This is a genomic window from Pseudolactococcus reticulitermitis (assembly GCF_002260845.1).
GTDB classification, from domain to species: Bacteria; Bacillota; Bacilli; order Lactobacillales; family Streptococcaceae; genus Pseudolactococcus; species Pseudolactococcus reticulitermitis.
On record NZ_BEDT01000002.1, the window covers coordinates 256,606 to 280,772 of the forward strand.

Consider the following 24,167-nt stretch of genomic DNA (forward strand, 5'->3'; position numbering starts at 1 on the left):
TAGTTATGTTAAATCTTCAAAATATAACAAACGATTGTTCTTATAGAAGGAAATATTAAATATGTTCAAAAAAAGTTCAGTTACGACCTCATCTGGTAACCAATCGACGTTACAAACAGTCGTCCTCATTGCCTCGATGTTTTTGGGCTACACGATGATTTATATTGATAAGTTATCCATCAGTATCAGTTTAGTGCCAATGGCAAAAGATTTAGGTATTACTCCCTCTCAAAAAGGGATGATTATGAGTGCCTTTTTCTTGGGTTATGCGATTATGCAAGTGCCGATTGGCTTTCTCAATACTAAAATTGGGTCGAAAAAAATCTTAACAGCCAGTATTTTTGCCTTGGGTATCTTTGCAGCGCTCTTTAGTTTTGGCACATCAGTGATTTATTTTGTCCTGATTCGCTTTTTATCCGGTGCGCTTGCCCATTCGGGTTATGCTCAGAGTGTCAGTAAAGAAGTTCAAGCGAATGTACCTGTTTCTCAGAGAACATTTGCCAATGGTATTTTATTGTCATCTTCTGGGATTGCCAGTATTTTAGGACCGATTTTTATATCACCGGCCGTTCAAAATCTTGGCTATAAACAGACTTATATAATCTTAACAGTTATAGCGCTTATCATTTGTTTGATTCTAGTGGCGGTTATCCCGAATTCCGGAAATGGTCAAGCGAATCCTTCAAGCCAAAAAATCGCCAATGCCAATAAGGTATCACTCGGTAAGATATTGTTTAACAAACTTGTCTGGCTCTTACTCATCTGTGACTTGTTTGTAAACTCAGTCATGTATGGCGTGATTAACTGGGCACCGTCGTTTCTAACGAGTGATGAAGTTGGCTTCACTTTGACCCAGCAAGGCAAAATGACTTCGGTTGCGGGTGCTTTCTTTTTAATTGGGGCGCTTGGCGGGAGCTATCTTGTCGGCAAATATTTCGCAGATAAAGAGCGTGATGTGATCACTGTTTTTGCCATTTTGGGCTCGGTTGCGCTGTTTACTGCCTACCATATCCCCCATGGTGGTGCGATTAATATGGTGCCAATGACGATTTGTTTTGCGATTGGTGATTTATCTTATGCCATCGCTTTTACGACATTATTGAGCCTGCCTTTGAAACGTTTCAAACCTGCTGAGTTTGCCCCAAGTTATGCCTGTGTGGCCATGGGGGGTATTTTAGGTGGCTTCATTGCGCCTTACTCGATTGGCTTTTTGGTTGAAAAAACGGGTGGCTATGCTAGTGTCTTCACCTCATTTTTAGTTGTCGGCTTACTTTTTGCGGTCGCCATTCGTTTCGTGCCTAAAAACTATACGCCGATTGACGCCGCACCTGCCATGACTGAAGCTGAAGAATTATTGCAGCAGGAGCTGTAAACTTGTGTTGACTAAGGACACTTAGCATCAACTATTTAAATTATGACAGAAGGCTTTAAAAGGCTGACAGTCTAACTATAAAGGAGAAATTTTAATGACAACCGAATCTTTACTCTCGCAAGTTCCTGTAAAAGACATCCTGACTTGGCGTCACTATCTGCATGCGCACCCAGAATTATCATTCAAAGAATTTAAAACAACAGAGTATCTTATCTCTATTTTAGAAACTTTCCCGAATTTGGAATTGCAACGTCCGACTGAAACAGGTGTTGTTGCGATTTTGAAAGGTGGCAAGCCGGGTAAAACAATCGCCCTACGTGCGGATATTGATGCCTTGCCAATCCAAGAAGAAACAGATGTTGAGTTTATGTCACAAAATGATGGCGTCATGCACGCCTGTGGCCATGATACGCATATGTCAATTCTCTTGGGCGCCGTGAAAATGATTGCGCCAATGCAAGCAGAGATTGCAGGGACGATTAAATTCTTGTTCCAACCTGCAGAAGAATTACCACCCGGTGGTGCTGTTGAATTTGTCAAAGCAGGCGTGATGGCAGATGTGGATCAAGTCTTTGGTTTACACATTTTCCCAATGATTCCAACGGGCGCAATCGGTTATAAATATGGTGCCTTGACTGCTTCTTCTGATGACCTGAATTTAACCATTCATGGCGTTGGCGCGCACGCGATGGCACCTGAAACGTCAGTCGATGTTATTACCATCGGTGCTGAAATCATTTCAAACTGTAATAACATTATTGCTAGACGGATTTCACCATTGGCTGCAGGCCTGATTTCTTGGGGACAATTTTCAGCAGGTCATGCGAATAACGTCATCCCAGATACAGCACTGATTAAAGCCAGCGTTCGGACGCGTAATCCTGAGATTCGCACACAAATGCGTGATATGATTGAGCAGACGGTTAAGGGCATCTGTGACGCGTACGGTGCGACTTATGATTTTGATTTCTTGTATGGTTACAGCTCTGTCATGAATTCGACGGCTGAAATGGACGCGCTGCGTCAGAGTGCTGTCAAGGTTGTGGGTGAAGTTGGCGTCTTTGAAGTGCCTGATATGATGGGTGGGGAAGATTTCTCTGCCTATACAGATGTCAAACCGGGTTGTTTCTTTGCGCTAGGTGGCGGTGAGGCCAAAGATGGTTATGGTCATATCAACCATTCGCCACAATTTAAAGTTGATGACAATAGCTTGCCTGTTGGGACAGCAGTCTTTGTCCAATTAGTAAAAGATTTGATGATTGATTAAACTTATATTCAAAAAGTCACCTCCCTTATTAGAATGGAGGTGACTTTTTACGCCCTTTAATCTCGATTAATATTAACCCCAAGCACGGTTAGATGACCATTTGAAATCAATTTAATGACGAGGGCAGCAAATTCACTTGCGGTTATCTCGTTATTTTTTTGCGCAATCCACCATTTCAGTGTGCCAACGAAAATGCTGGTAATGTAAGAGACGACAAAATCAGTCGGAATTTTCAAATTGTCATTTCGGACCTCTAAACTATTAAAAATATCAGAATAACGTTCGGAAAGGATCGTGAGTAGGCGTTTTGACAGCATTTCTTCATTGCTATGGGTGACGATAATCTGTGCTAAGGCAGGATTTTCTCGAATAAATTCATAAAATTTAGTGAGGGAGCCCTCTATTTTTTTGACATTAACAGAGTTTTTCTCGATGAGATTTTCTTCGTCAAGGACTGCAGCAAATTCGCCTAAAAATTTGTCGATAATCTGTTCAAATAAATCAAATTTATCTTTAAAGTGGCTGTAAAAGGTCGCACGGTTAATCATGGCTTCATCGGAAATGTCGTTGATGGTAATTTTATCAAAGGTTTTGGTGCGCAGTAATTTGATGAAGGCTTGAGTGATGAGCTTATTGGTACGTTTGACACGTAAATCTACTTTTTTCATTATTTTTTCTTACTTTCTGAAAGATTTCAAGGTTATCCGACATTTTGTTGTTTAGTGTTGCTTTACCAACAGTTTAGCATATTTTAACGGTTGCGCGCAAGTCAAATTCCTTGTAAAATGAGATTATATATGATAAGCAACAGTCTGTTGTTTTCGAATGTGCGAGATAAGAAAGAAGAAGAAATGTATAAAGCAGGTATTGATGTTGGGTCTACAACCGTTAAAATGGTCGTTTTTGATGACAATTATGAGATGATTTTCTCACGTTATGAGCGACATTTTTCTGATGTGAAAACAGCGATGATTAAAGTTTTAAACGAGATGATGGCTGAGTTGGGCGATGTGTGCTTTACTTTTTCGATTACAGGTTCAGGCGGCATGGGGCTGTCTGATGTCATCGGTGCGACTTTTATCCAAGAAGTGATTGCTTCGACTTTGACGATTGAGAAATTTATCCCGCAAACGGATGTGATGATTGAATTGGGTGGCGAAGATGCCAAGATGACTTTCTTTGACGGCGCCATGGAGCAGCGGATGAATGGTTCCTGTGCGGGTGGCACGGGTGCTTTTATCGATCAGATGGCTGAGCTGCTCAAAGTGGACGCAGCGGGTGTCAATGACTTAGCCAAGAACTATGACAATCTCTATCCAATCGCTAGTCGTTGCGGTGTTTTTGCCAAAACGGATGTCCAGCCTTTATTAAACGAAGGTGTCCGAAAAGAAGACATCGCAGCGAGTATTTTCCAAGCTGTGGTCAATCAAACGGTTGCAGGACTTGCAGCGGGGCGAAAAATCACGGGGAACATTGCCTTTCTAGGGGGGCCACTCTATTTTATGAGCGAACTCCGCAAACGCTTTATTGAAACGCTTGATATTAAGCCTGAAAATGTTGTGTTTCCGGAACATCCGCAACTTTTTGTCGCCATGGGTGCTGCCCTTGATGAAGAAAATGCCACAGAATTTTCAGCGTCAGAAATCATCGCTAAACTGGAAGAAGATGCATCTGAAAACCTCATCCCCCAGGATACGCTAGAAGTCCTTTTCGAAGATGAAACAGCTTTGGCTGAGTTTCGCCGTCGGCACGCCCAAGCATCAGCAGACCATAAACCGCTAGCTGACCACCATGGCGCAGCCTACTTAGGGATAGATGCGGGCTCAACGACGACAAAAGTCGTTTTGATTGACGATGAGGGCAACATTTTATTCGAGCATTATGGCTCAAACAATGGCGATCCGCTGGAATCGGTGATTGCCGTCATGACGGCGCTTTATGCAGAGCTTCCAAGAGCTGTTTATATTGCCAAATCGGCTGTGACGGGCTACGGTGAGCAGCTGATTAAAGCGGCGCTAAAAGTTGACCTCGGCGAAGTGGAGACGATGGCGCATTACAAGGCAGCTGAGTTTTTCCAACCTGGCGTTGATTTCATCATTGACATTGGCGGACAGGACATGAAAGCCATGACGATTCGTGAGGGGGCACTGTCGAGTATCCAGCTTAATGAAGCTTGCAGTTCAGGCTGTGGCTCGTTTATCGAAACCTTTGCTAAATCGCTACGCTATGATGTGAAAGATTTTGCGCAAGCAGCGCTTTTGACGGAGTATCCTGTCGACCTCGGCTCGAAATGTACCGTCTTCATGAACTCGAAGGTTAAGCAGGTTCAAAAAGAGGGCGCGACAGTCGGCGATATTTCAGCTGGGCTGTCTTATTCCGTCATCAAAAATGCCCTTTATAAAGTGATTAAGGTCAAACGCCCTGAGGATCTCGGCGAAAAAATCGTCGTCCAAGGTGGCACTTTCTATAACGAGGCTGTCTTGCGTGCCTTTGAGAAAATCTCAGGTCGCGAGGTCGTCCGGCCCTCTATCGCAGGCTTGATGGGCGCCTATGGTTGTGCCCTGATTGCCATGGAAAATGCGTCAGATGATGCGACACCGTCGACGATTTTAAGCCTGTTAGACTTGGAAAAATTCCGTACGAGAAAAGAGTTTACGTCGTGCGGGCTCTGCGAAAATATGTGTCAAATGACCCTGACGGTCTTTAATGACGGGTCGAAATTTGTCTCAGGCAATCGCTGTGAACGTGGTGCTGAAAAAGCCACACAGGTTAAACTTGATAAGGCAGAGAAAAAAGTCAATCTCGTTGACTATAAATATAAAAAACTCTTCAAGTTCAAGTCACTCAGCAAGAAAAAAGCGGTTCATGGCGAAATCGGTATTCCGCGCGTTTTAAACATGTATGAAAATTATCCGCTGTGGCATACCATGCTGACAGATTTAGGGTTCCGAGTCGTTTTATCGCCCAAATCTGATAAAGAACTCTATGAAAAAGGAATCGAAACCATCCCCTCTGATACGGTTTGTTACCCGGCTAAGCTCAGTCATGGTCACATCATGACTTTGATCCAAAAAGATGTGCCAACGATTTTCTATCCGTCTGTTTTATATGAGCGTCAGGAAGATGCGACGGCGCAAAATCACTATAACTGTCCGATTGTCCAGTCCTATCCAGAAGTCATTAAAAATAATATTGATGAGATTCGTAACGGTGAGGTGGGCTATATCCATCCCTTTATCAACCTTGCTGACCCTGATAATATGGCGAAAAATCTCTATCAAGCCCTATCAGCATTTGACATGACTTTAGAAGCTGTTCAAAAAGCGGTCAAACATGGTTTTGAGGTCATGGACGACTTTAAAACAGATCTTCAACAGCAAGCTGAAGACTTGATGATGCGGATTAATCTTAACCATGAGAAAGCGATTGTCCTTTCTGGTCGGCCTTACCATTTGGATCCCGAGATTAATCATGGGATTGCTGATATTATTACGCAAGAAGGCTTTCATGTCTTGACTGAGGATGCCATTGCCCATTTGGCAGATGTCGGCGGCTTGCGTGTGGTCAATCAATGGGTTTACCATTCACGCTTGTATGGTGCAGCGCGTGTTGTGGCTAAAAATAAAAATCTCGAACTCGTTCAGCTCAATAGTTTTGGTTGTGGTCTCGATGCGGTCACGACTGACCAAGTCGAAGAAATCATGCAGCACCACCATAAACTCTATACCGTTTTAAAAATTGACGAAGGTTCCAATATGGGGGCGGTTAGAATCCGCCTGCGTTCGCTCAAAGCGGCGGTCAATGAACGCGATAAACGTGGTCAATTACCTGAGGTATCTGAAGACCAGATGACGGAAATTGTGGCCAGTCATCCTACTTTTACCAAAGAGATGAAAAAGACCCATACGCTTTTGATGCCCATGTTGTCGCCAATTCATCAGGAAGGGCTAATCGACGAGGCTTTCAGACAGTCTGGCTACAATGTGGTGCTCTTGCCAGAAGACAAGGCATCTATCAGCTCCGGTCTCAAGTTTGTCAACAACGACTCTTGTTATCCTGCCATCATTTCCATCGGTCAGCTAGTGCATGCGTTGGAATCTGGCGACTATGATATCGATAATACGTCAGTTTTGATGACGCAGACGGGTGGCGGCTGTCGGGCGACCAACTACATTCCTTTGTTGCGCAAGGCGCTGAAGGACGCTGGTTTTGGTCAGGTGCCTGTTGTGTCCTTGTCGATGGGGAATAAGGGAACTGAACAGTCGGATGGTTTCAAGTTGACGGTACCATTGATGGTGCGGATTGTCATTGGGGCGCTTTATGGCGATTTGTTTGAGCGTGTTGTCTATCGGACGCGACCTTACGAAATGACCAAGGGGCAGGTTGATGCCTTACACGCTAAGTGGTTGGCTAAGGCCAAGCATAATATGAAGACTGGCTCGATTTTCGAGTTTAATCGCAACATGAAGCAGATTATTCGTGACTTTGACGAAACGCCTTTACTGAACATTCAAAAACCACGTGTCGGGGTTGTGGGTGAAATTCTTGTGAAATACTCGAAAACGGCTAATAATGATATCGTGAGTATCATCGAAGCGGAAGGTGCAGAGGCTGTTGTGCTGGATATTATTGGCTTCATGAACTATTCTCTCTATAACCAGATTTGGAAGTCAGATCATCTGGGCATGGGGAAAAAAGCCAAATATTTCTCGCGTGCTTTTATTAATATCATTCAAATGGTTGAAAAGCCGATGAATAAAGCGCTGAAAGTGTCGAAACGCTTTGACGGGATTCATTCGATTGATGCACTAGCGGCTGATACGGAGAAAATTATTTCGATTGGCAATCATACCGGCGAAGGTTGGTTCTTGACTGGCGAAATGATTGAGCTCCTGCAAGATGGTGTTGACAATATCGTGTGTCTCCAACCCTTTGGTTGTCTGCCGAACCATATCGTTGGGAAAGGCATGACCAAAGAACTCCGTCGTCAATATCCGCGTGCCAATATCGCACCGATTGACTACGATCCGTCTGTTTCTGTTGTCAACCAGCTCAATCGCATTCGTCTGATGATGGCGACGGCTAAGAAACAGTTGAAAAAAGATATGGAAGTTAGCGTTTAAGCCAGTTAAAAACTGTCGAGAGATGATTTTTTCTTTATGGTATCAGATAATATTTAGAAAATTGAATTGATTGTATGCTATAAAAATAATTTTCACTGTAGCATGTTCATGATGGCAACTAAGCTGAAGTTGAGCTGTTTACTGAATAGGGATGGTATTGTTTATAGTGATATTAAAAAATTGGAACAATTATTTGATAAGATTCTAGAAAAAATTAGATAGAACAATATCATTAATCCCAGACGGTGTAAGTTAGAAAATCAAAGTAAACTCCATGCTTTGATTTTTTTATTTCAATTTTCATAGATTACACAAAAATATCTTTAAATATGACATCCCTTGTCACTTATTCTATGATAAGATGATGATATAAGAAAAAAGAATGCCGAAGTCCATCTTTATAGTTAAATGAGTATATATCGGCTTGAAAGCGTAATCTATGCCAATCAATCGTATATTTGACATCACTTACATGCTCCTAAACCACGAACATGTGACCGCTAAGGTGCTGAGCGAGAAATTCAATGTGTCAGTCCGCACGATTTATCGTGATATTGACCGAATGAGCCAGGCTGGGATTCCCGTTTATACTGAGCGAGGAAAAGGCGGTGGCATCAGCCTTTTATCTGATTTTGTCCTGAGTAAAGCCCTGCTCAACACCGAAGAACGCAAAAATATCTTGCAGGCCTTGCAGACGATACATGCCGTTAATGTAGACCCTACCAATGAGGAGATATTAGCCAAACTGAGTGCATTATTTGGCATTCAAGATGAGCCGTGGTTGGCGATTGATTTTAGCACGTGGTATGGTCCGAGTGTGCCTGATTACGAACACCTAAAAACCGCCATCTTATCCAGAAAAGTGGTGACTTTTAACTACCATAATGCCAAAGGGGAGACAAGTTTTAGAGAGGTAGAGCCGACGCAGCTCGTTTTTAAAGGCATGAGTTGGTACCTCAAAGCGCATTGTTTAGGCAAACAAGCCAGTCGGATGTTTAAGCTCAGTCGGATAAGTCAACTCGACATCACGGCGCAGCATTTTACTAAACGCCAGCCTGAGGTTCAAGCTGATAAAAGTCATCAACCGCAAGCGCCCGAGATGATTCATTTGAAAATGCTTGTGTCATCTCAGCTAGGCTATCGAATTTATGACGACTTTCCGATAGATGCCATTCAAAAGGATTCGGACAAAGAGTTATTAGTCGAAGGTGACTTCCCCAAAACAGACTGGCTCTACAGCTACATCTTATCACTAGGGTCAGCGGTCAAAATTTTAGCACCGATTGACTTGAAACAGGAATTGAGCACCATCATCAAAAAAATGGAGGAAAATTATCATGAGTAGACCAACAGTTAAAATAGATTTAATCGAGGCAGGAAAGACAGGCTATGTGAAATTAGCGCAAGTGATGCAGGCTTTGCCAGATGAAAATCAAGCCTTTAATTTTGAAGTTACGGAAAAAATGACAGAGGCGCACTGGCAACGTGATCAAAATCTAAGAGATGTCTTGATTCATCTGTATGAATGGCATCAACTACTTTTGAACTGGGTCAATGCCAATCAAAACGGCGAAACACAACCATTTCTACCCGCGCCCTATAACTGGAAAACCTACGGTCAAATGAATCAAGCGTTTTGGAAAAAGCATCAAACAACATCACGTGATGACGCGAAAAAGAGGCTAAATACCAGCCATTCAGAAGTGATGGCTTTAGCAGAAACCTTTTCAAACGATGCCCTGTTCAGCAAGCGATATTTTCCGTGGACTGGCTCAAGTTCACTAGGCGCTTATTTTGTGTCGGCAACTTCAAGCCACTATGATTGGGCGATGAAGAAATTGAGAAAGCAAATTAAGGCAAATCGATAAAGTTAAAATTCAGAGGAAAAATGAGATGTCAAATCAAAAAATAGACTTTAAAAAAGACCCTAAAGTAGGCTATCGTGCGACCGTGAAACCGGCAATCATTGAGCTATCGGCTAGTCGCTTTATCATGGTAGACGGCAAGGGCAATCCGAATACAAGCCTTGCCTACCAACAGGCGGTCGAACTCCTGTATGCCTTGTCTTATGCGATTAAGATGAGCCCCAAGCGCGATGACGTGCCAGAGGGGTATTTTGATTACGTTGTAGCACCGCTTGAAGGCTTGTGGTGGTTAGAAAATGACGAAAAAATAACGGATAATGTCATAAATAAGAATCAATTTAACTGGACTGCCATGATGCGTCAGCCTGATTTTGTCACATCAGAAGTTTTTGAACGTGCGCTTTCGGTTGTGAGTCAAAAGAAATCTAACTTAGACACTTCGCAAGCCCATTTGGCAACATTTTCAGAGGGCTTATGTGGGCAGGTGCTGCATATCGGTAGCTATGATGATGAACCTGAAACCATATTGCGCCTAGATGCGTTCATCAAGGCGTCAGGCTATACAGTCGATATATCTAGCACAAGAAAGCATCATGAAATTTATCTCAGTGACCCGAGACGGACAGCATCTGAAAAATTGAAAACGATTATTCGACATCCGATAAAGGAGGCAGATTGAGTTTAATTTGAAAGGAATTAAAGCATGACTAATATCAATCATCTGGTCAGTCGTGATTCTGCGACGGTATCAGCTTTACTGATGATATGGGAAGGCAGTGTCAAGGCAACGCACACTTTTCTCTCTGACAAAGAGATTTCTGACATCAAACCAGAAGTGTATCAGGCCTTGCAAACGATAGCTATTTTATGCTGTTACGAAGATGAACATGGCGTGCCACAAGGATTTATCGGCATTGACAAGCAAAAAATTGCGCTTTTATTTGTTGCTGAAAATGCTAGAGAACATGGAATCGGGAGATGTCTTGTGAGCGAAGCAATCGAAAAATGGCAGGTCAATTCTGTCGATGTCAACGAACAAAACGAACAAGGTCTAGGCTTTTATCAACATATGGGCTTTCACATTGTCAGTCGGTCTGAGGTTGATGCGCAAGGCAGACCTTTTCCAATCCTACATCTTGCGCGTTGATAATTTGTCATCTTTTGGTAGCTGAGTAATATTGTTAGCGCTATCAAGAGATGTTTTTTTCGTTTGACAGGGTATTTTTTTAAGATTATACTGATATTAAAACGTTTAGATAAAGGGAGTAACATGAACGAAGAAGCTTTAAAAACATTGTTATCAAACACGCCTGAAATCGTGGATATTTTGCAGATTATTAATCAGCTCAACTTGCCCGATACGTGGTTGTGTGCAGGTATTATCCGAAATTTTATCTGGAATTATTTGTCAGAACAGCCCCTTTTTGACGAGAAAACGGATGTTGATGTTGTCTTTTTTGACCCCGATATATCTGATGAAGCAACGCAGGAGATTGAAAAATCACTAAAATTAGCGCATCCTACCTATGCTTGGGAAGTCAAAAATCAGGCGCATATGCACCTGCACAATCCCGATACTGCCCCCTATCTCAGTGCGCGTGATGCTATGGCTAGGTTTCCAGAAAGATGCACCGCCATTGGGGCACGGCTAACACCGATTGGCGAGATAGACCTTTTTCTCCCTTACGGTCTTGCGGACATCACGGATTTTGTCGTGCGTCCGACCCCTTTTTTTGCTGAAAATGCGGACAAACTAGCGATCTATCGTGACCGCCAAGCTAAGAAAAATTGGCAGGAGAAGTGGCCTCAGTTACGGATAATATCTGCTGACTAAGCTTTTCCGTTATCAGATCAGTCAAATGAGATAGTATTTGCTCGCGCCAAACTATATAATAATTGCAAATTTAAGCTGTCGTCAAGGCAGTTTTTTACGTGATGTGGTAAAATGATAAAGTAAAATATATTTGACATTATAGTTTGAAGGGGTCAAAATGACAGAAAATATATATGACATCACGATTATCGGGGCAGGACCGAGCGGCTTATTCGCAGGCTTCTACGCTGGTATGCGTAAAAATAAAGTTCAAATTATTGATTCGCTTGAAATACCCGGTGGGCAACTCACTGCCCTCTATCCAGAAAAGACGATTCACGATGTGCCGGGCTATTTCGCAGTCAAGGCTGAAACGCTGGTGGCTGACCTCGTCAAGCAAACTGCGCAGTTTGGTGTGCCCATTCGCCTATCTGAGAAAGTCACGGACATCACGCCGACAGCTGAACACGGCATTTACCAAGTGACCACGACCAAGTCTAGCTACTTGACCAAATCTGTCATCATTGCGACGGGCAATGGTTCCTTTGCGCCAAAGCCGTTGAAAACTGATGAACCGTCAGATTTTGATGACACTAAACTAAGCTATAGTGTCACCGATAAGCAGCAGTATGCTGGTCAAACCGTTGCTGTTGCAGGTGGTGGTGACTCAGCCATTGACTTGGCTTTGATGCTCGCCGAAGTCGCAGCATCCGTGAGCCTCATCCACAGACGAGAAGCCTTTAGAGCGCATGAATCATCTGTCGATAAACTGCAGGCATCAAGTGTCCACGTCGTGACGCCTGTGACCATTCGCAGTATTTCTGATCATCAAGAGGGCTTGCGTCTCGCGCTTTCTGACGACCGTGAGTTGGAGGTCGACCACCTAATCGTGCAGCACGGTTTCCTCAGCAATAATAAGGATATCCGCGCTTGGTCGGTGAATCTTGAGATGAAGCGGCAGCATTTTATGGTTGACCGCCATTATCAAACCAGCTGTGACAATATTTACGCCATTGGTGATACGGCTAATTATGACGGTAAGCTTGGTCTGATTGTCGAAGGTTTTAAGGAAGGGCCGCACGCTGTCAATCAAATCATGATGAAAATTCATAGTGGTAAGCTAAGCCACGCCCATTCGACATCCTTGTTTTAAAGCAAGATATAGTTAAAAGCCTTGTGCCGTTTGTTTGGCAGAAGGCTTTTTTGCTTGATTTTTTGACACAATGTTTCTAAAAAACAGATAAATTATCAAGAAAATGCGATACAATGTAATCGGTTTCTTAAAATATGTTGTAAGCGCTATCGGGACATGTTATTCTTACAGGGTAGATTGATTGAACACAATCATCATTCAAAAATAAGGAGCATTAAAATGGAAAAATTGAAAACTGAATTTCCTAAGGATTTTCTCTGGGGTGGCGCAGTCGCCGCCAATCAAGTTGAGGGTGCTTGGAACATTGATGGGAAAAAAGCTGACTTATCTGATATTTTTCCTAATGGCGCCCACATGCCAGCGGATCGTAAGATTATCGAAGGCAAATACTACCCCAATCATGAAGCGATCGATTTCTATCATCACTATGAAGCAGATTTGGATTACTTTCAAGAAATGGGTTTCAAGTGTTTCAGAACATCGATCAACTGGAGCCGTATTTTTCCAGATGGTGACGAAACAGAGCCAAATGAAGCGGGTTTGAAATTTTATGATGACTTGATTGATGCCATTATTGCGCGTGATATGGCACCTGTGATTACGATTAGCCACTATGAAACACCCTTGAATTTGGTCGATAAATATGGCAGCTGGCGCAACCGCAAACTGATTGATTATTTTGTTCATTTCTGTGAAACGATTTTCAAACGTTATGGCGATCGTGTCAAATATTGGATGACCTTTAATGAAATTAATAATATGCGTCGCATGCCAGCAACTGCAGGTGGTATTTTCTTTGAAGCAGGCGAAAATGAACTTGAAGTCATGTATCAAACCACCCATCATATGTTTGTCGCCCATAGCCTTGCTATTAAAGTTGGGCGGGAACTCATGCCAGATGCTAAAATCGGCTGTATGATGAGCTTGTCAAATGTCTATCCCAATACTTGTAACCCGAATGATGTCTTTGAAACACTGGAATTACGTCGTGCGTCATTGTTCTACTCAGATGTCATGATTCGTGGCAAATATCCAAGCTATATCAACCGCATCTGGGAAAAAGCCAATGTCCAGGTCACATTTGAACCAGGTGATGAAGAAATCATCAGTACTTATCTGAGCGATTATCTTGGCTTTAGTTACTATCGGACGACAACGCACGTTTTCGGCGAACCGTTTGCTGGACATACAGGCGGTGACCAAGGCACACCTAATCCTTATATTGGGACCACACCTTGGGGCTGGCAGATTGACCCTGTCGGCTTCCGCTATACCTTTAATGAACTCTACGATCGTTATCAAATTCCATTATTCTGCGTGGAAAATGGTCTTGGGCAATTTGACGAGGTGACTGAAGACGGTAAAATTCATGATGATTATCGCTCATCTTATCTCATTCAGCACGTGGCTGCCATGAAGGAAGCGATTAAAGACGGCGTTGATATCATGGGCTATACGTGGTGGGGGCCGATTGACCTCGTCTCAGTTGGCACAGGCGAAATGTCTAAACGTTACGGCTTCGTCTATGTTGACAAAGATAACGAGGGTAATGGTAGCCTGAAACGGATCAAGAAAGACTCATTAGAAACCTACAAGAACATTATCGCTACAAATGGGACAACGCTTGATGACCTCGTCGCAAAATTGAACGATTAGAGACTGAAACCAGTCCTTTTAATAAAAAGTAGCACAACTTAAAGGAGGTTATCAAAATGTTTGCTAAATTTATCAATAAATTGGAGTACATTGGTGGGAAAGTATCGACTTTTACCTATGTTAGCGTTATCCGAGTAGCATTTGTCAAATTAATGCCCATTATTATCCTGGGCTCGTTTGCGACACTACTGAATAATGTACTTTGTAGTGCCACAAATGGCTTGCCTGCCCTGTTTCCTAATTTAATGTTCCTAACTGATTTTTCACCTATTTTTTCAGCGATTAACTATGCGACCATGAATTTCTTATCTATCTTCGTCGTCTTCCTCGTTGCACAGGCCATGGGGAAAGAACGCAAGATTGATGAGACTTTTGCAGGAATTGTTGGCTTGATTTGCTACATTTCTTTAGTCCCAACAGCCATCACGAGAGTATTTGATGTGGCTACTGAAAGCTACAAATTAACAGGTAAAGCCGTCGGTGAACTTGTCATTCCAAATGCCTTAGCAGTGAATTATACCAATACACGCGGGATGTTTCTGGCTATGATTGTCGGGATTATTGCGACAGAATTTTTAGCGAAACTCCTTAATGGCGGGAAAATGAATATTCATATGCCTGACAGTGTACCACCAAATGTCGCAACGGCATTTGAAGTCCTGTTTCCATCCATTACAGTCGCAGGCGTCTTTGGTATCTTTGGCTTTGCCTTCCAAAAAGTGACTGAAATGAATATTTCTGATGTCATTTATAAAGTTCTCCAAATTCCTTTGGAAGCTATCATGCAACATCCGGCTGGTGTCATTGTTCTCGCCTTACTCTGTCAAGTTTTCTGGCTGATTGGGATTCATGGTGCGCAAGTAATCGGGATTGTTAAAGATCCGATTGGACTAGCTGCGATTGCTATTAACCTTGAAGCACATGAAGCAGGCAAAGCCTTACCAAATATCTTTACCTATACTTTCTGGAATATCTATGCAACGATTGGGGGTTCTGGCTGTACGATTGGTCTCTTGATTGCTATTTTCTTCTTTAGTAAACGGGCTGATTATCGCACGATTGGTGGTTTCTCAGCCATTCCTGCTCTCTTTAATATCAATGAACCTTTGATTTTTGGTCTGCCCTTGGTTCTGAACCCGATTATAGCCATTCCCTTTATCTTTGCGCCGGTTATCTCTTCAATTATTGGCTACTTCCTGACCTATGTTGGCTTCGCGGCTAGTGCCTTTATCACCGTTCCTTTTACCCTGCCACCACTGGTCAATGCTTTTGTGTCAACGGGTAGTTTTAAAACAGTTATCGTGCAATTAATTTGTATCGTTGTTACGGTTTTGATTTATGCACCCTTTGTTATCGCTGCTAATCAACAAGCACATGAAGAATCCTTCAGTCTTTAAGCTCTTGATACCGGCATCAGAAAAGGGAATCATTTCCCTTTTCGTGCTTAACAATCTGTCAGAGACATTGTCAAAAGTCCAAATTATTGCTTTAATAGACATATGATAAGTTTAAAATGAGGTAGCATGAGGTAGTGAGAGGAAGGTAAAGTATGAAACTAGTTGAAATTTTACAACATCGGGAAAATTTTAATCAAGTTGAAGCAGATATTGCTAAGTTTGTTTTAGACAATCCGCAAAGTGTGATCAATCTTTCGGTTAGAGAATTCGCCAGCCAACTGTTTATTTCGCCTTCGGCTATCGTTCGTTTCACTAAAAAAATCGGCTTGAGCGGCTATTCAGATTTTAAAATGAAAGTCGCAAGTGAGCTGACCTATTTTTCGAAAGATGATACGACCTTGGTTGCATTAGATTTACCTGTCGCTTCCAAGCAGACGGTGAGAGACATTGCCAAAACAATGATGAATCTCCATTCACAGACCTTGCTTGATGTTTATTTGGATTTAGATTTGAAAAATATTACCATGGCGGGTGATTTGATTCTTCATTCTGATTGGATTACGATTTTCGCCAAAGGTGAAAGTATCCTTGCGGCTGAAGCCTTGCATCAAAAACTTTTGAGAATCGGCTTTAACTCACATTTAGAAGCTTTACATGGCTTTCAGTTGGTTAAGCCAATCCGAGCTAAGCAACCGATAGGGATTATCATTTCGCAATTCGGTGATAGTCGCGAGATGCTCGTGAATTTGAGGGAACTGGCCAGGCACAATATCCCTTCCATTTACATCACCTCCAACCAGAACAATAAAGCTTGGCAGAGCGCTCAGATTGGTATCTATGTTGAGAATAATGAAACCTTAAATAAAATGGGGTCATTTGCTTCACGAACTGCTTTTCTATACGTGACAGATGTCTTATACGAATATGTTTTCTCAAGAAATTATGATGAAAACGTCAAATTATTAAGTGACTACGCCTTTCAATCTCGAAAACGTAACCGATTTTTAGGAGTAGATGATTAAAGGATAGCCTAGAAAAAGAGGGTTAGCAGTACTATGGGAATCATACTCTTAAATTCACTCAGCTTTTTAGCGACGATTTTCCTTGCTTATGGCTTAAAACACGTCGGTATTTTCAAGCAGGAAGATGGTCAAGTCCTATCCAAAATGATCGTCTACATCACATTGCCTGCAACTATTATCAATGGAGTCAATGGGACTAAACTCACGCCACTGTTCTTGATTTTAGCAGGGATAGGCCTCGTATCTAACGGGATGATGATGATCTTTGCTTACTTTTATGGGCTAAGGGAGAAGGATAGAAATTTCAGGGGCTTGCTCCTGTTTACCACGGGTGGTTATAATATTGGCAACTTCGCCATTCCCTTTGTCATGGCCTTTTTCCCTAGTTCCATTCCTTATTTAGGCATGTTTGATATGGGCAATTCCTTCATGGTGGCAGGGGGCACATCAGCGGTAACGGATCGCTTACTAGCGAGTAAAGAAGATGCGCCCAGCTTTTTAGACATCATTAAGAAATTATCAAAATCCCCAACCTTTATGGTTTATATTGTCATGTTTACGCTAGCCATTATCGGCTTTAAGATTGCTGATGATTGGATGGCACCGTTTAAGTTATTAGCCAGTGCCAATTCATTTCTTTCGATGTTTATGATTGGGCTTTACATGAAAATCAATCTGCACAAAGAAGGCATTCGAAATGTCCGTAAGTTGTTGCTCGGCAGATACACGATGGCAACGATTTTAGCTGTCCTCATCTATTTCTTTTTACCGCTATCTCACTTAATTAAAAGTGTGTTAGTCCTGATTATGTTTGCACCAATTTCAAATTTAACCGTCATTCAAGCAACCGAATTTGGGGCCGATGAAGGCGTGAGCGGTTTAGCAAGCTCACTGAGTATTATTGTGTCACTTATACTGATGAGTGCCGTTGTGATTTTGGTCTTGTAGCTAGGAAAAGAGAAGCGCAGAAAATGTTTTGAAAGAAACGAATTTCTGCCTTTTTTATTTTTGTGACTTTTACTTGGCTCAGCTACACGAGCAGTAAAAAGTTTTTGTACGAGCAGTAATAAAAAATTGTATTAGCTATAGGTTATTCATCATATAAAATACAAAATAAAAAAGTAAACCCGTTCAAATTTTAATGAACTCCGTTTACTTTTTACTTAGAAGAATAGGTCAATTTGTCTTGAACTTAGTTTTCCAAAGCCTTCTCCCAATCACTCAACACATACTCAGGCTGCACCATATCCCCGTAGAAAATCTCCATAAAGTGATGCGGATCCGTTCCCACCCGTTTATTTTCATTTAAGCCATTAATGATGTCAATGTCATCAGATGAAATCTCAAAGTCCCAGACATCAAAATTAGCAGTGATGCGGTCCTTGTTGACAGATTTTGGAATGGTCACGATGTCGTTTTGAATTTCCCAACGAATCATGAGCTGGGCAGTGGTCTTGCTATATTTCTTGGCAAGTTCGATGAGAACAGGATGACGCAGCAAGCGACCGCTCCCAAGTGGGCAATAGGCTTCAGTCACAATCCCTAGCGACTCATTATATTTCCGTGCCTCAGCTTGATTGAGCATCGGATGCACTTCAATCTGATTAATCATCGGCACGATTTTAGCCGTTGTCAGGAGTTGATCCAAATGCTCGGGTAGAAAGTTACTGACACCGATAGCTTTGATTTTACCTGCCTCGTAAAGCTCCTCCATGACGCGCCAAGCGTCATTGTAAAGCCCAGTTTTAGGCCAGTGAATTAAAAACAGGTCAATGTAGTCAAGCTGCAGTTTCTCAAGTGACTCGTAGAAAGCAGCTTTGGTGGCGTCATAGCCAAGCTGACTGGCGCGAACCTTGGTCGTGATGAAAACTGCCTCACGCGGTATGCCACTCGCAATCAGTCCACGCCCAACAGCTTCCTCATTATTGTAGCCTTGGGCGGTATCAATCGAGCGATAACCGGCTTCCAACGCCCATTTAGTTGCATTTTCCGCTTCCTCAGGTGTCATTTGAAAAACACCCATGCCGACACGTGGCATTTCAACGCCATTTGCTAAAGTGATGGTTCTGCTCATATCTTCTCCTTCTGTATAAAAACTATATATGTTTATACCTAGAAGTATATCATTTTATGCCTCTTGTGACGAGCTATTTTGGCAGATTTGACACAATGTTTCACATTTCTGAGTTATTATTGAAAAATTGCGAAAATTACGCTAGAATAGCTGTATGGAGATTAACGGTTATACGAAACTCGCGGCGGTGGTGGCGACCCCAATCAAGCACTCACTGTCGCCCTTTATACATAATTTGGCTTTTGACCTTGTCGGTGAAAACGGCGTTTATCTTGCTTTTGAAACACCAGAAGCTGACTTAGGCTCAGTCATTGAGAGCATCAAAACACTTAACATGTACGGTGTGAATTTATCCATGCCCTACAAAGAAGCAGCCGTGCCTTATATAGATGAGCTATCTCAAGTAGCAAAACTAACAGGCGCCATCAACACCATTGTCAATCGTGATGGCAAGCTTTTCGGTACGTCAACCGATGGCGCAGGCTTTTTTAAGTCCCTGAAAAATTTTAAGGTCAAAGACAGTGAGATGACGGTCATTGGTGCAGGTGGTGCAGCCCGCTCGATTATTGCGGAGGCAGCGGTGCAAGGTGCGCGCCAAATTACCGTTTATAATCGAACTTATCAACCAGAACTTTTCGCTGACTATCCCGGAAACATTGTGTTCAAACCTTTGACGGATTTAACGGAATTGACCGGCGATTTGCTGGTCAATACAACCAGCCTTGGCATGGACGGTGTTAGTCTACCGATTGCCTCTGATATGACATTCCCTCGGGACATGCTAGTGGCTGATGTGATTTACCAGCCGATTGAGACGCCCTTATTGACACTTGCCAAGGCTCAAGGTAATCCAACGGTCAATGGCTTAGGGATGCTCCTCTATCAGGCTGCTGAAAGTTTCAAACTCTGGACAGGGCAAGAGATGCCAACAGAGTTGATTCTGAAAAAATTGGAAGAAAAAATAGATGGTGAAGTCAAAAGTCACAATCATCGTTTATCTCAAAGTTGAATCTGAAAGGAAACGCTATTTATGAAAACATTACATGTGAATTTGCCTGACAATCCCTATGATTTAATCGTTGACCGTGGGAGTTTGGCAAAATCTGGCCAGTGGGCAGCAGAACTTTGGCAGCCACAAAAGGTGGTCATCATCACAGATAATCATGTCGGCGAATTATACGGTGAGACGGTTAAGCTATCTTTTGAGGCGGCAGGTTTTGAGGTAGCTGTTTTTGCTTTCTTAGAAGGCGAAGCCTCTAAAAACTTGACAACAGTTGACAGAGCTTATCAGTTCTTGGCAGACTTTGGCATGACGCGCTCAGATGGCGTTGTGGCGCTGGGTGGCGGTGTTGTTGGCGATTTGGCAGGTTTTGTGGCATCAACTTACATGCGGGGCATTCATTTCTTGCAAATTCCGACCAGCTTGACGGCGCAGGTGGACTCATCAGTCGGTGGCAAAACAGGGGTCAATACCGCCTATGCTAAAAATATGGTCGGGACTTTCACACAGCCTGATGGGGTTTTGATTGATCCGGATTGTTTGACGACGCTTGGGAAACGTGAACTCTACGAGGGCATGGGCGAAGTCATCAAATGCGGTTTGATTGCGGATGCTGCGCTTTGGGATATGTTACAAGACATGACGGGTGCAGTTGATAATCTATTAGAAAACGCTGAAAGCTTGATTTATCATTCCTGTGATGTCAAGCGAAAAGTTGTCGTGGAAGATGAGTTAGATAACGGCACACGCCTTTACCTGAATTTTGGGCATACCATTGGACACGCTGTTGAGGCAACGGCGGGCTATGGTCAGGTCATGCACGGCGAAGGCGTTGCCATCGGGATGATCCAAATCACTAAAATTGCTGAGGCGAAAGGCTTGGTTGCAGTAGGGCTGACTGAAAAAATTCGGGAAATGGTAGAGAAATTCCATTTGCCAACAACTTTTGAAGATTGGGACGTGACGCGTCTCGCCAAAGCCATTACCCTAGATAAAAAAGCACGTGGCGCAAAGGTTAAAACTGTCCTCGTCCCAAAAGTCGGGGAGGCCTTGATTAATGAAATCGCCATGGCAGATGTGCCTGAGTGGTTGAGCTGAAAGAGAGAGAAACGAGAGTTATCGACAACACGCAAGACGCTGAGAGTCTTAAGTGTTGTTTTTTATTTAAAACAACTCATTTCTTAATCGCGTCATATGACATCTTTTGCTGAACGATTATCCTATAATTGAGAGCGTTTTAAGGTGAAGTATTTAAATCATTTCTACATCTTTGACTATTATTTTTGCTATAAATGGGCTATAATAAAGAAGGAAATGAAAACGGTTACTTAGGCTGTTATGGATTGAATTGATGAGATTAATTTAAGGAGGCTTTGATGCAAAATACGGTGCAAGTTAAACCTGATATTATTTGGGTGGGTGGTAATGACCGTCGGGTCAATCGGTTTGAAAATCTATTTCCTTTAACGCATGGGATGTCTTATAATGCCTATGTCATACTAGATGAGAAGACGGTGCTAACAGATACGGTTGACCGCTCGATTAGTGTCTTGTTTATGGAAAATGTCAAAGCTGCTTTAGCTGGGAGACAATTGGATTATCTGGTTATCCATCACATGGAGCCTGATCATTGTGCCAATATCGAGGCCATTGTTCAAGCCTATCCGGATATTCAATTAATTGGCAATCGCAACACCTATAAATTTTTAACACAATTTTATCCAGCTTTTGCGTTTAATCATTTTATAACCGTTAAAGAAGGCGAAGAATTAACGATTGGCAAAAGAACCTTGCGATTTTACATGACACCAAATGTGCATTGGCCAGAAGTCATGATGTCTTATGAAGTGAGCGAAGGCTTGCTATTTTCTGCGGATGCATTTGGCTCTTTTGCAACGATTGATGGGAATCTATTTTCAGATGAGATTTATTTTCCGGAAGGGATTATCGATGAAGCACGTCGTTATTATGTCAATATCGTTGGAAAATTTGGCAGCCATGTTTTAAAAGCACTCAAAAAATTTAGCGACCTCAATATTACCACGATTTTGCCCTTACACGGCCCGATCTACAGAACCCCTGAGCATATTGGACAAATCTTAGCGGCCTATCAAAATTGGGCAAGTTATGATTTTGATAAAAAGAGCGCTTTGATTCTCTATGCCTCAATGTACGGCAATACTGAAAATGCGGTTGATATTTTAGCAAGTCAATTAGCTAAAAAGGGTGTCAGAGAAATTAAAGTCTATGATATTTCGGATACTGATCCGTCATATCTGATTGCTGAAATGTGGCAATATAGCCATCTCGTTTTTGCCGCACCCAATTATAATGGTGATCTTTTTTATAAGATGGATGCCTTGATTCGAGAAGCACTCCGCCTAAATCTAAAAAATAAAAAAGTAAGTTTCATCTCAAACGCGACATGGGGCGGTCTGGCACTCAAGACCATGCAAGGCTATTTTGAAGATGACAAACGTTTCGCCCAAGTCGGCACCCCCGTAGAAATCCCATCTGCTGTGTGTGAAGGGACGGTTGATGCTTTAGCTGCACTTGCTGATGAGCTTTCAGCGTCTTTGACTGCTGATTGAACAGCTTGAAGATGAGCTAGATGACCAAGAGGATATCAAGACGATGTCAGTAAGTCATGGCAAGACTGTTTCACATGAAAATGATGGACGGTTGCTGATAAGATAGGCGAGTGAGACAATCCTAGGATTGTCTTTTTTAGACCTCAAAATCAGGCATCTTAACTCAGGAACTAGCGCTCAACCCGTTTTTTTGTTATAATTGTAGTAATATTGCGAAAATTGGAGAACGATGATGAGATATTTCACAGCTGGAGAAAGTCACGGGCCGCGTTTAACGGCGATTATTGAGGGGGTACCTGCGGGGCTGCCTTTGAGTTCTGAAGATATTAACCTTGAGTTAAAACGTCGCCAAGGTGGTTATGGTCGCGGTGGTCGGATGCTGATTGAGAGTGATCAAGTCGACATTAGCTCTGGCGTGCGCCACGGTCTGACTATGGGCAGTCCAATCACGCTCAATGTGACCAACAAAGATTTCAAAAATTGGACCAATATCATGGGTGCTGATGATGTCGAGGACAAATTCAAATCGCAACGCAAGCTGACGAAACCGCGTCCAGGTCATGCTGATTTAGTTGGTGGCATGAAGTATCGTTTTAGTGATTTGCGAAATGTTTTAGAACGCTCGAGTGCGCGTGAAACAACGATGCGCGTGGCAATCGGTGCTGTGGCAAAGCGTCTCTTGGCTGAACTTGATATTGACGTTGCCAGCCATGTGACGGTTTTTGGTGGCATTGAAGTCGCTGTCCCAGATAATCTAACGGTTGCTGAAATCCGCCAACGTGCTAGCCAATCTGAAGTTGCTATCGTCAATCCAGAACGTGAACAAGACATTAAAGATTTAGTGGACAAAACTAAAAAAGATGGCGATACTATCGGTGGTGTTGTTGAAGTCGTTGCGGGTGGTCTGCCTGTCGGTCTAGGCTCATATGTCCAATGGGATAGAAAATTAGATGCCAAAATCGCCCAAGCGATTGTCTCTATCAATGCTTTTAAAGGCGTTGAATTTGGCGTTGGTTTTCAAGCAGCTTATCAACCAGGCAGCCAGATTATGGATGAAATCGTCTGGTCAGAAACAGACGGCTATACCCGTCAATCAAATAACCTCGGTGGTTTTGAAGGCGGCATGACCAACGGTGAATTGGTCGTCGTTCGGGGTGTCATGAAACCTATCCCGACCCTTTATAAACCCTTGATGTCAGTCGATACAGAAAATCACGAACCCTATCAAGCACAAGTTGAACGTTCAGATCCGACCGCAGTGCCAGCAGCTGCAGTTGTAGCAGAACACGTTATTGCGACCGTTTTAGCAACCGAAATTTTAGAAAAATTTGGCTCTGATAACCTAGCTGAACTCAAAGAAAATATCGCACGTCATAACGCCTATATTAAAGGATTTTAGTATGATCATTTATAGAATGATTTACCAATATCTGATGTGATTGATGTTTACAAGGAGACTCCTTTTTTTGCTAGCCGTCGGCCAGTTGATGATATGGCAAGAATGACTCAAATGTTTAAAAATAGCAATCTCGTCATGAGTGCTTGGTCTGAAAATCAAATAGTCGGTATCGCTCGTGCTTTGACAGATTTTTCCTATACGACTTATCTGTCAGATTTAGTGGTTAGAACAGACTTTCAACGTCAGGGTATTGGTCAAAAATTGATTGAGCAGATACAAGCAGTTGCACCACAGGCTAAAATTGTTTTACTTGCTGCCCCACAAGCGGTAGATTATTATCCGCATATTGGCTTTGAGAAGCATGAGTCTGCTTGGGTGAAATCAAATAAACTAGATTAAATATCATGATAGCCGTAGAGTTGGAAATCTTGCTAG

General features: G+C 42.6%; 20 protein-coding genes. 18 read left to right on the plus strand and 2 right to left on the minus strand.

All coding sequences use genetic code 11. The features are described from left to right. Positions 1-61: 61 nt before the first annotated feature. Positions 62-1,372, plus strand: a complete 1,311-nt coding sequence (locus RsY01_RS05165; protein ID WP_094784484.1) for an MFS transporter — start codon at positions 62-64, stop codon at positions 1,370-1,372. Positions 1,373-1,466: 94 nt separating this feature from the next. Next, positions 1,467-2,639, plus strand: coding sequence for a M20 metallopeptidase family protein (locus RsY01_RS05170; protein WP_094784485.1), 1,173 nt, complete (start codon positions 1,467-1,469; stop codon positions 2,637-2,639). Positions 2,640-2,695: 56 nt separating this feature from the next. Here the strand turns inward: RsY01_RS05170 and RsY01_RS05175 are convergent, their stop codons facing one another. Then, the gene (locus tag RsY01_RS05175) at positions 2,696-3,307 is read right to left on the minus strand and encodes a TetR/AcrR family transcriptional regulator (RefSeq protein WP_094784486.1); all 612 of its coding nucleotides are present in this window, start codon (positions 3,305-3,307) and stop codon (positions 2,696-2,698) included. Between the two features lie 183 nt (positions 3,308-3,490). Between RsY01_RS05175 and RsY01_RS05180 the strand changes: the two genes are divergently transcribed. The 11 genes from RsY01_RS05180 (at position 3,491) to RsY01_RS05230 (ending at position 17,616) form a co-directional block, all read left to right on the plus strand. Then, complete coding sequence (locus tag RsY01_RS05180) at positions 3,491-7,762, plus strand: 2-hydroxyacyl-CoA dehydratase (RefSeq protein WP_167373233.1); 4,272 nt, start codon at positions 3,491-3,493, stop codon at positions 7,760-7,762. Between the two features lie 439 nt (positions 7,763-8,201). After that, complete coding sequence (locus RsY01_RS05185) at positions 8,202-9,107, plus strand: helix-turn-helix transcriptional regulator (RefSeq protein ID WP_094784488.1); 906 nt, start codon at positions 8,202-8,204, stop codon at positions 9,105-9,107. Continuing rightward, positions 9,100-9,630 carry a ClbS/DfsB family four-helix bundle protein gene (locus RsY01_RS05190; protein WP_094784489.1) on the plus strand — a complete coding sequence of 177 codons (531 nt, stop codon included), beginning with the start codon at positions 9,100-9,102 and terminating at the stop codon, positions 9,628-9,630. Before RsY01_RS05185 ends, RsY01_RS05190 begins: the two co-directional genes overlap by 8 nt. Positions 9,631-9,655: 25 nt before the next feature. Next, the gene (locus RsY01_RS05195) at positions 9,656-10,306 is read left to right on the plus strand and encodes a GyrI-like domain-containing protein (RefSeq protein ID WP_094784490.1); all 651 of its coding nucleotides are present in this window, start codon (positions 9,656-9,658) and stop codon (positions 10,304-10,306) included. 24 nt (positions 10,307-10,330) lie between these two features. Then, entirely contained in the window at positions 10,331-10,774 is a 444-nt protein-coding gene (locus RsY01_RS05200; protein WP_094784491.1) for a GNAT family N-acetyltransferase, read from the plus strand. 123 nt (positions 10,775-10,897) lie between these two features. After that, positions 10,898-11,461, plus strand: coding sequence for a nucleotidyltransferase family protein (locus RsY01_RS05205; RefSeq protein ID WP_094784492.1), 564 nt, complete (start codon positions 10,898-10,900; stop codon positions 11,459-11,461). A gap of 157 nt (positions 11,462-11,618) precedes the next feature. Beyond that, a complete protein-coding gene (locus tag RsY01_RS05210; protein WP_094784493.1) occupies positions 11,619-12,593 on the plus strand; it encodes an NAD(P)/FAD-dependent oxidoreductase in 975 nt (324 codons plus the stop codon). 219 nt (positions 12,594-12,812) lie between these two features. Beyond that, entirely contained in the window at positions 12,813-14,249 is a 1,437-nt protein-coding gene (locus tag RsY01_RS05215; RefSeq protein WP_094784494.1) for a glycoside hydrolase family 1 protein, read from the plus strand. Between the two features lie 56 nt (positions 14,250-14,305). Beyond that, on the plus strand, positions 14,306-15,646 hold the full coding sequence (locus tag RsY01_RS05220; protein ID WP_094784495.1) for a PTS sugar transporter subunit IIC: 1,341 nt from the start codon (positions 14,306-14,308) through the stop codon (positions 15,644-15,646). Between the two features lie 152 nt (positions 15,647-15,798). After that, positions 15,799-16,668, plus strand: coding sequence for a MurR/RpiR family transcriptional regulator (locus RsY01_RS05225; protein WP_094784496.1), 870 nt, complete (start codon positions 15,799-15,801; stop codon positions 16,666-16,668). 33 nt (positions 16,669-16,701) lie between these two features. After that, on the plus strand, positions 16,702-17,616 hold the full coding sequence (locus RsY01_RS05230) for an AEC family transporter (RefSeq protein ID WP_094784497.1): 915 nt from the start codon (positions 16,702-16,704) through the stop codon (positions 17,614-17,616). Positions 17,617-17,860: 244 nt separating this feature from the next. Here the strand turns inward: RsY01_RS05230 and RsY01_RS05235 are convergent, their stop codons facing one another. Further along, positions 17,861-18,742 (minus strand): aldo/keto reductase, encoded by an 882-nt coding sequence (locus RsY01_RS05235; RefSeq protein ID WP_094784498.1) that lies wholly within the window; start codon positions 18,740-18,742, stop codon positions 17,861-17,863. Positions 18,743-18,896: 154 nt separating this feature from the next. Between RsY01_RS05235 and aroE the strand changes: the two genes are divergently transcribed. From aroE to RsY01_RS05260, 5 genes are all read left to right on the plus strand, one after another. Continuing rightward, entirely contained in the window at positions 18,897-19,751 is an 855-nt protein-coding gene (aroE, locus tag RsY01_RS05240; RefSeq protein ID WP_094784499.1) for a shikimate dehydrogenase, read from the plus strand. Positions 19,752-19,772: 21 nt separating this feature from the next. Then, on the plus strand, positions 19,773-20,840 hold the full coding sequence (aroB, locus tag RsY01_RS05245; protein ID WP_094784500.1) for a 3-dehydroquinate synthase: 1,068 nt from the start codon (positions 19,773-19,775) through the stop codon (positions 20,838-20,840). 278 nt (positions 20,841-21,118) lie between these two features. Then, a complete protein-coding gene (locus tag RsY01_RS05250) occupies positions 21,119-22,333 on the plus strand; it encodes an FprA family A-type flavoprotein (RefSeq protein WP_094784501.1) in 1,215 nt (404 codons plus the stop codon). Between the two features lie 232 nt (positions 22,334-22,565). Continuing rightward, entirely contained in the window at positions 22,566-23,732 is a 1,167-nt protein-coding gene (aroC, locus tag RsY01_RS05255; protein ID WP_094784502.1) for a chorismate synthase, read from the plus strand. Positions 23,733-23,768: 36 nt separating this feature from the next. Beyond that, complete coding sequence (locus RsY01_RS05260) at positions 23,769-24,131, plus strand: GNAT family N-acetyltransferase (RefSeq protein WP_202971654.1); 363 nt, start codon at positions 23,769-23,771, stop codon at positions 24,129-24,131. Positions 24,132-24,167: the final 36 nt, after the last annotated feature.

Bases quoted from the DNA above. Each gene is read 5' to 3' on its own strand.
- RsY01_RS05205 (WP_094784492.1), top strand. From the start codon at position 10,898: ATGAACGAAGAAGCTTTAAAAACATTGTTATCAAACACGCCTGAAATC.
- RsY01_RS05185 (WP_094784488.1), top strand. From the start codon at position 8,202: ATGCCAATCAATCGTATATTTGACATCACTTACATGCTCCTAAACCAC.
- RsY01_RS05250 (WP_094784501.1), top strand. From the start codon at position 21,119: ATGCAAAATACGGTGCAAGTTAAACCTGATATTATTTGGGTGGGTGGT.
- RsY01_RS05195 (WP_094784490.1), top strand. From the start codon at position 9,656: ATGTCAAATCAAAAAATAGACTTTAAAAAAGACCCTAAAGTAGGCTAT.
- RsY01_RS05170 (WP_094784485.1), top strand. From the start codon at position 1,467: ATGACAACCGAATCTTTACTCTCGCAAGTTCCTGTAAAAGACATCCTG.
- RsY01_RS05175 (WP_094784486.1), bottom strand. From the start codon at position 3,307: ATGAAAAAAGTAGATTTACGTGTCAAACGTACCAATAAGCTCATCACT.
- RsY01_RS05230 (WP_094784497.1), top strand. From the start codon at position 16,702: ATGGGAATCATACTCTTAAATTCACTCAGCTTTTTAGCGACGATTTTC.
- RsY01_RS05180 (WP_167373233.1), top strand. From the start codon at position 3,491: ATGTATAAAGCAGGTATTGATGTTGGGTCTACAACCGTTAAAATGGTC.
- aroB (WP_094784500.1), top strand. From the start codon at position 19,773: ATGAAAACATTACATGTGAATTTGCCTGACAATCCCTATGATTTAATC.
- aroC (WP_094784502.1), top strand. From the start codon at position 22,566: ATGAGATATTTCACAGCTGGAGAAAGTCACGGGCCGCGTTTAACGGCG.
- RsY01_RS05210 (WP_094784493.1), top strand. From the start codon at position 11,619: ATGACAGAAAATATATATGACATCACGATTATCGGGGCAGGACCGAGC.
- RsY01_RS05165 (WP_094784484.1), top strand. From the start codon at position 62: ATGTTCAAAAAAAGTTCAGTTACGACCTCATCTGGTAACCAATCGACG.
- RsY01_RS05235 (WP_094784498.1), bottom strand. From the start codon at position 18,742: ATGAGCAGAACCATCACTTTAGCAAATGGCGTTGAAATGCCACGTGTC.
- RsY01_RS05215 (WP_094784494.1), top strand. From the start codon at position 12,813: ATGGAAAAATTGAAAACTGAATTTCCTAAGGATTTTCTCTGGGGTGGC.
- RsY01_RS05220 (WP_094784495.1), top strand. From the start codon at position 14,306: ATGTTTGCTAAATTTATCAATAAATTGGAGTACATTGGTGGGAAAGTA.
- RsY01_RS05200 (WP_094784491.1), top strand. From the start codon at position 10,331: ATGACTAATATCAATCATCTGGTCAGTCGTGATTCTGCGACGGTATCA.
- RsY01_RS05225 (WP_094784496.1), top strand. From the start codon at position 15,799: ATGAAACTAGTTGAAATTTTACAACATCGGGAAAATTTTAATCAAGTT.
- aroE (WP_094784499.1), top strand. From the start codon at position 18,897: ATGGAGATTAACGGTTATACGAAACTCGCGGCGGTGGTGGCGACCCCA.
- RsY01_RS05190 (WP_094784489.1), top strand. From the start codon at position 9,100: ATGAGTAGACCAACAGTTAAAATAGATTTAATCGAGGCAGGAAAGACA.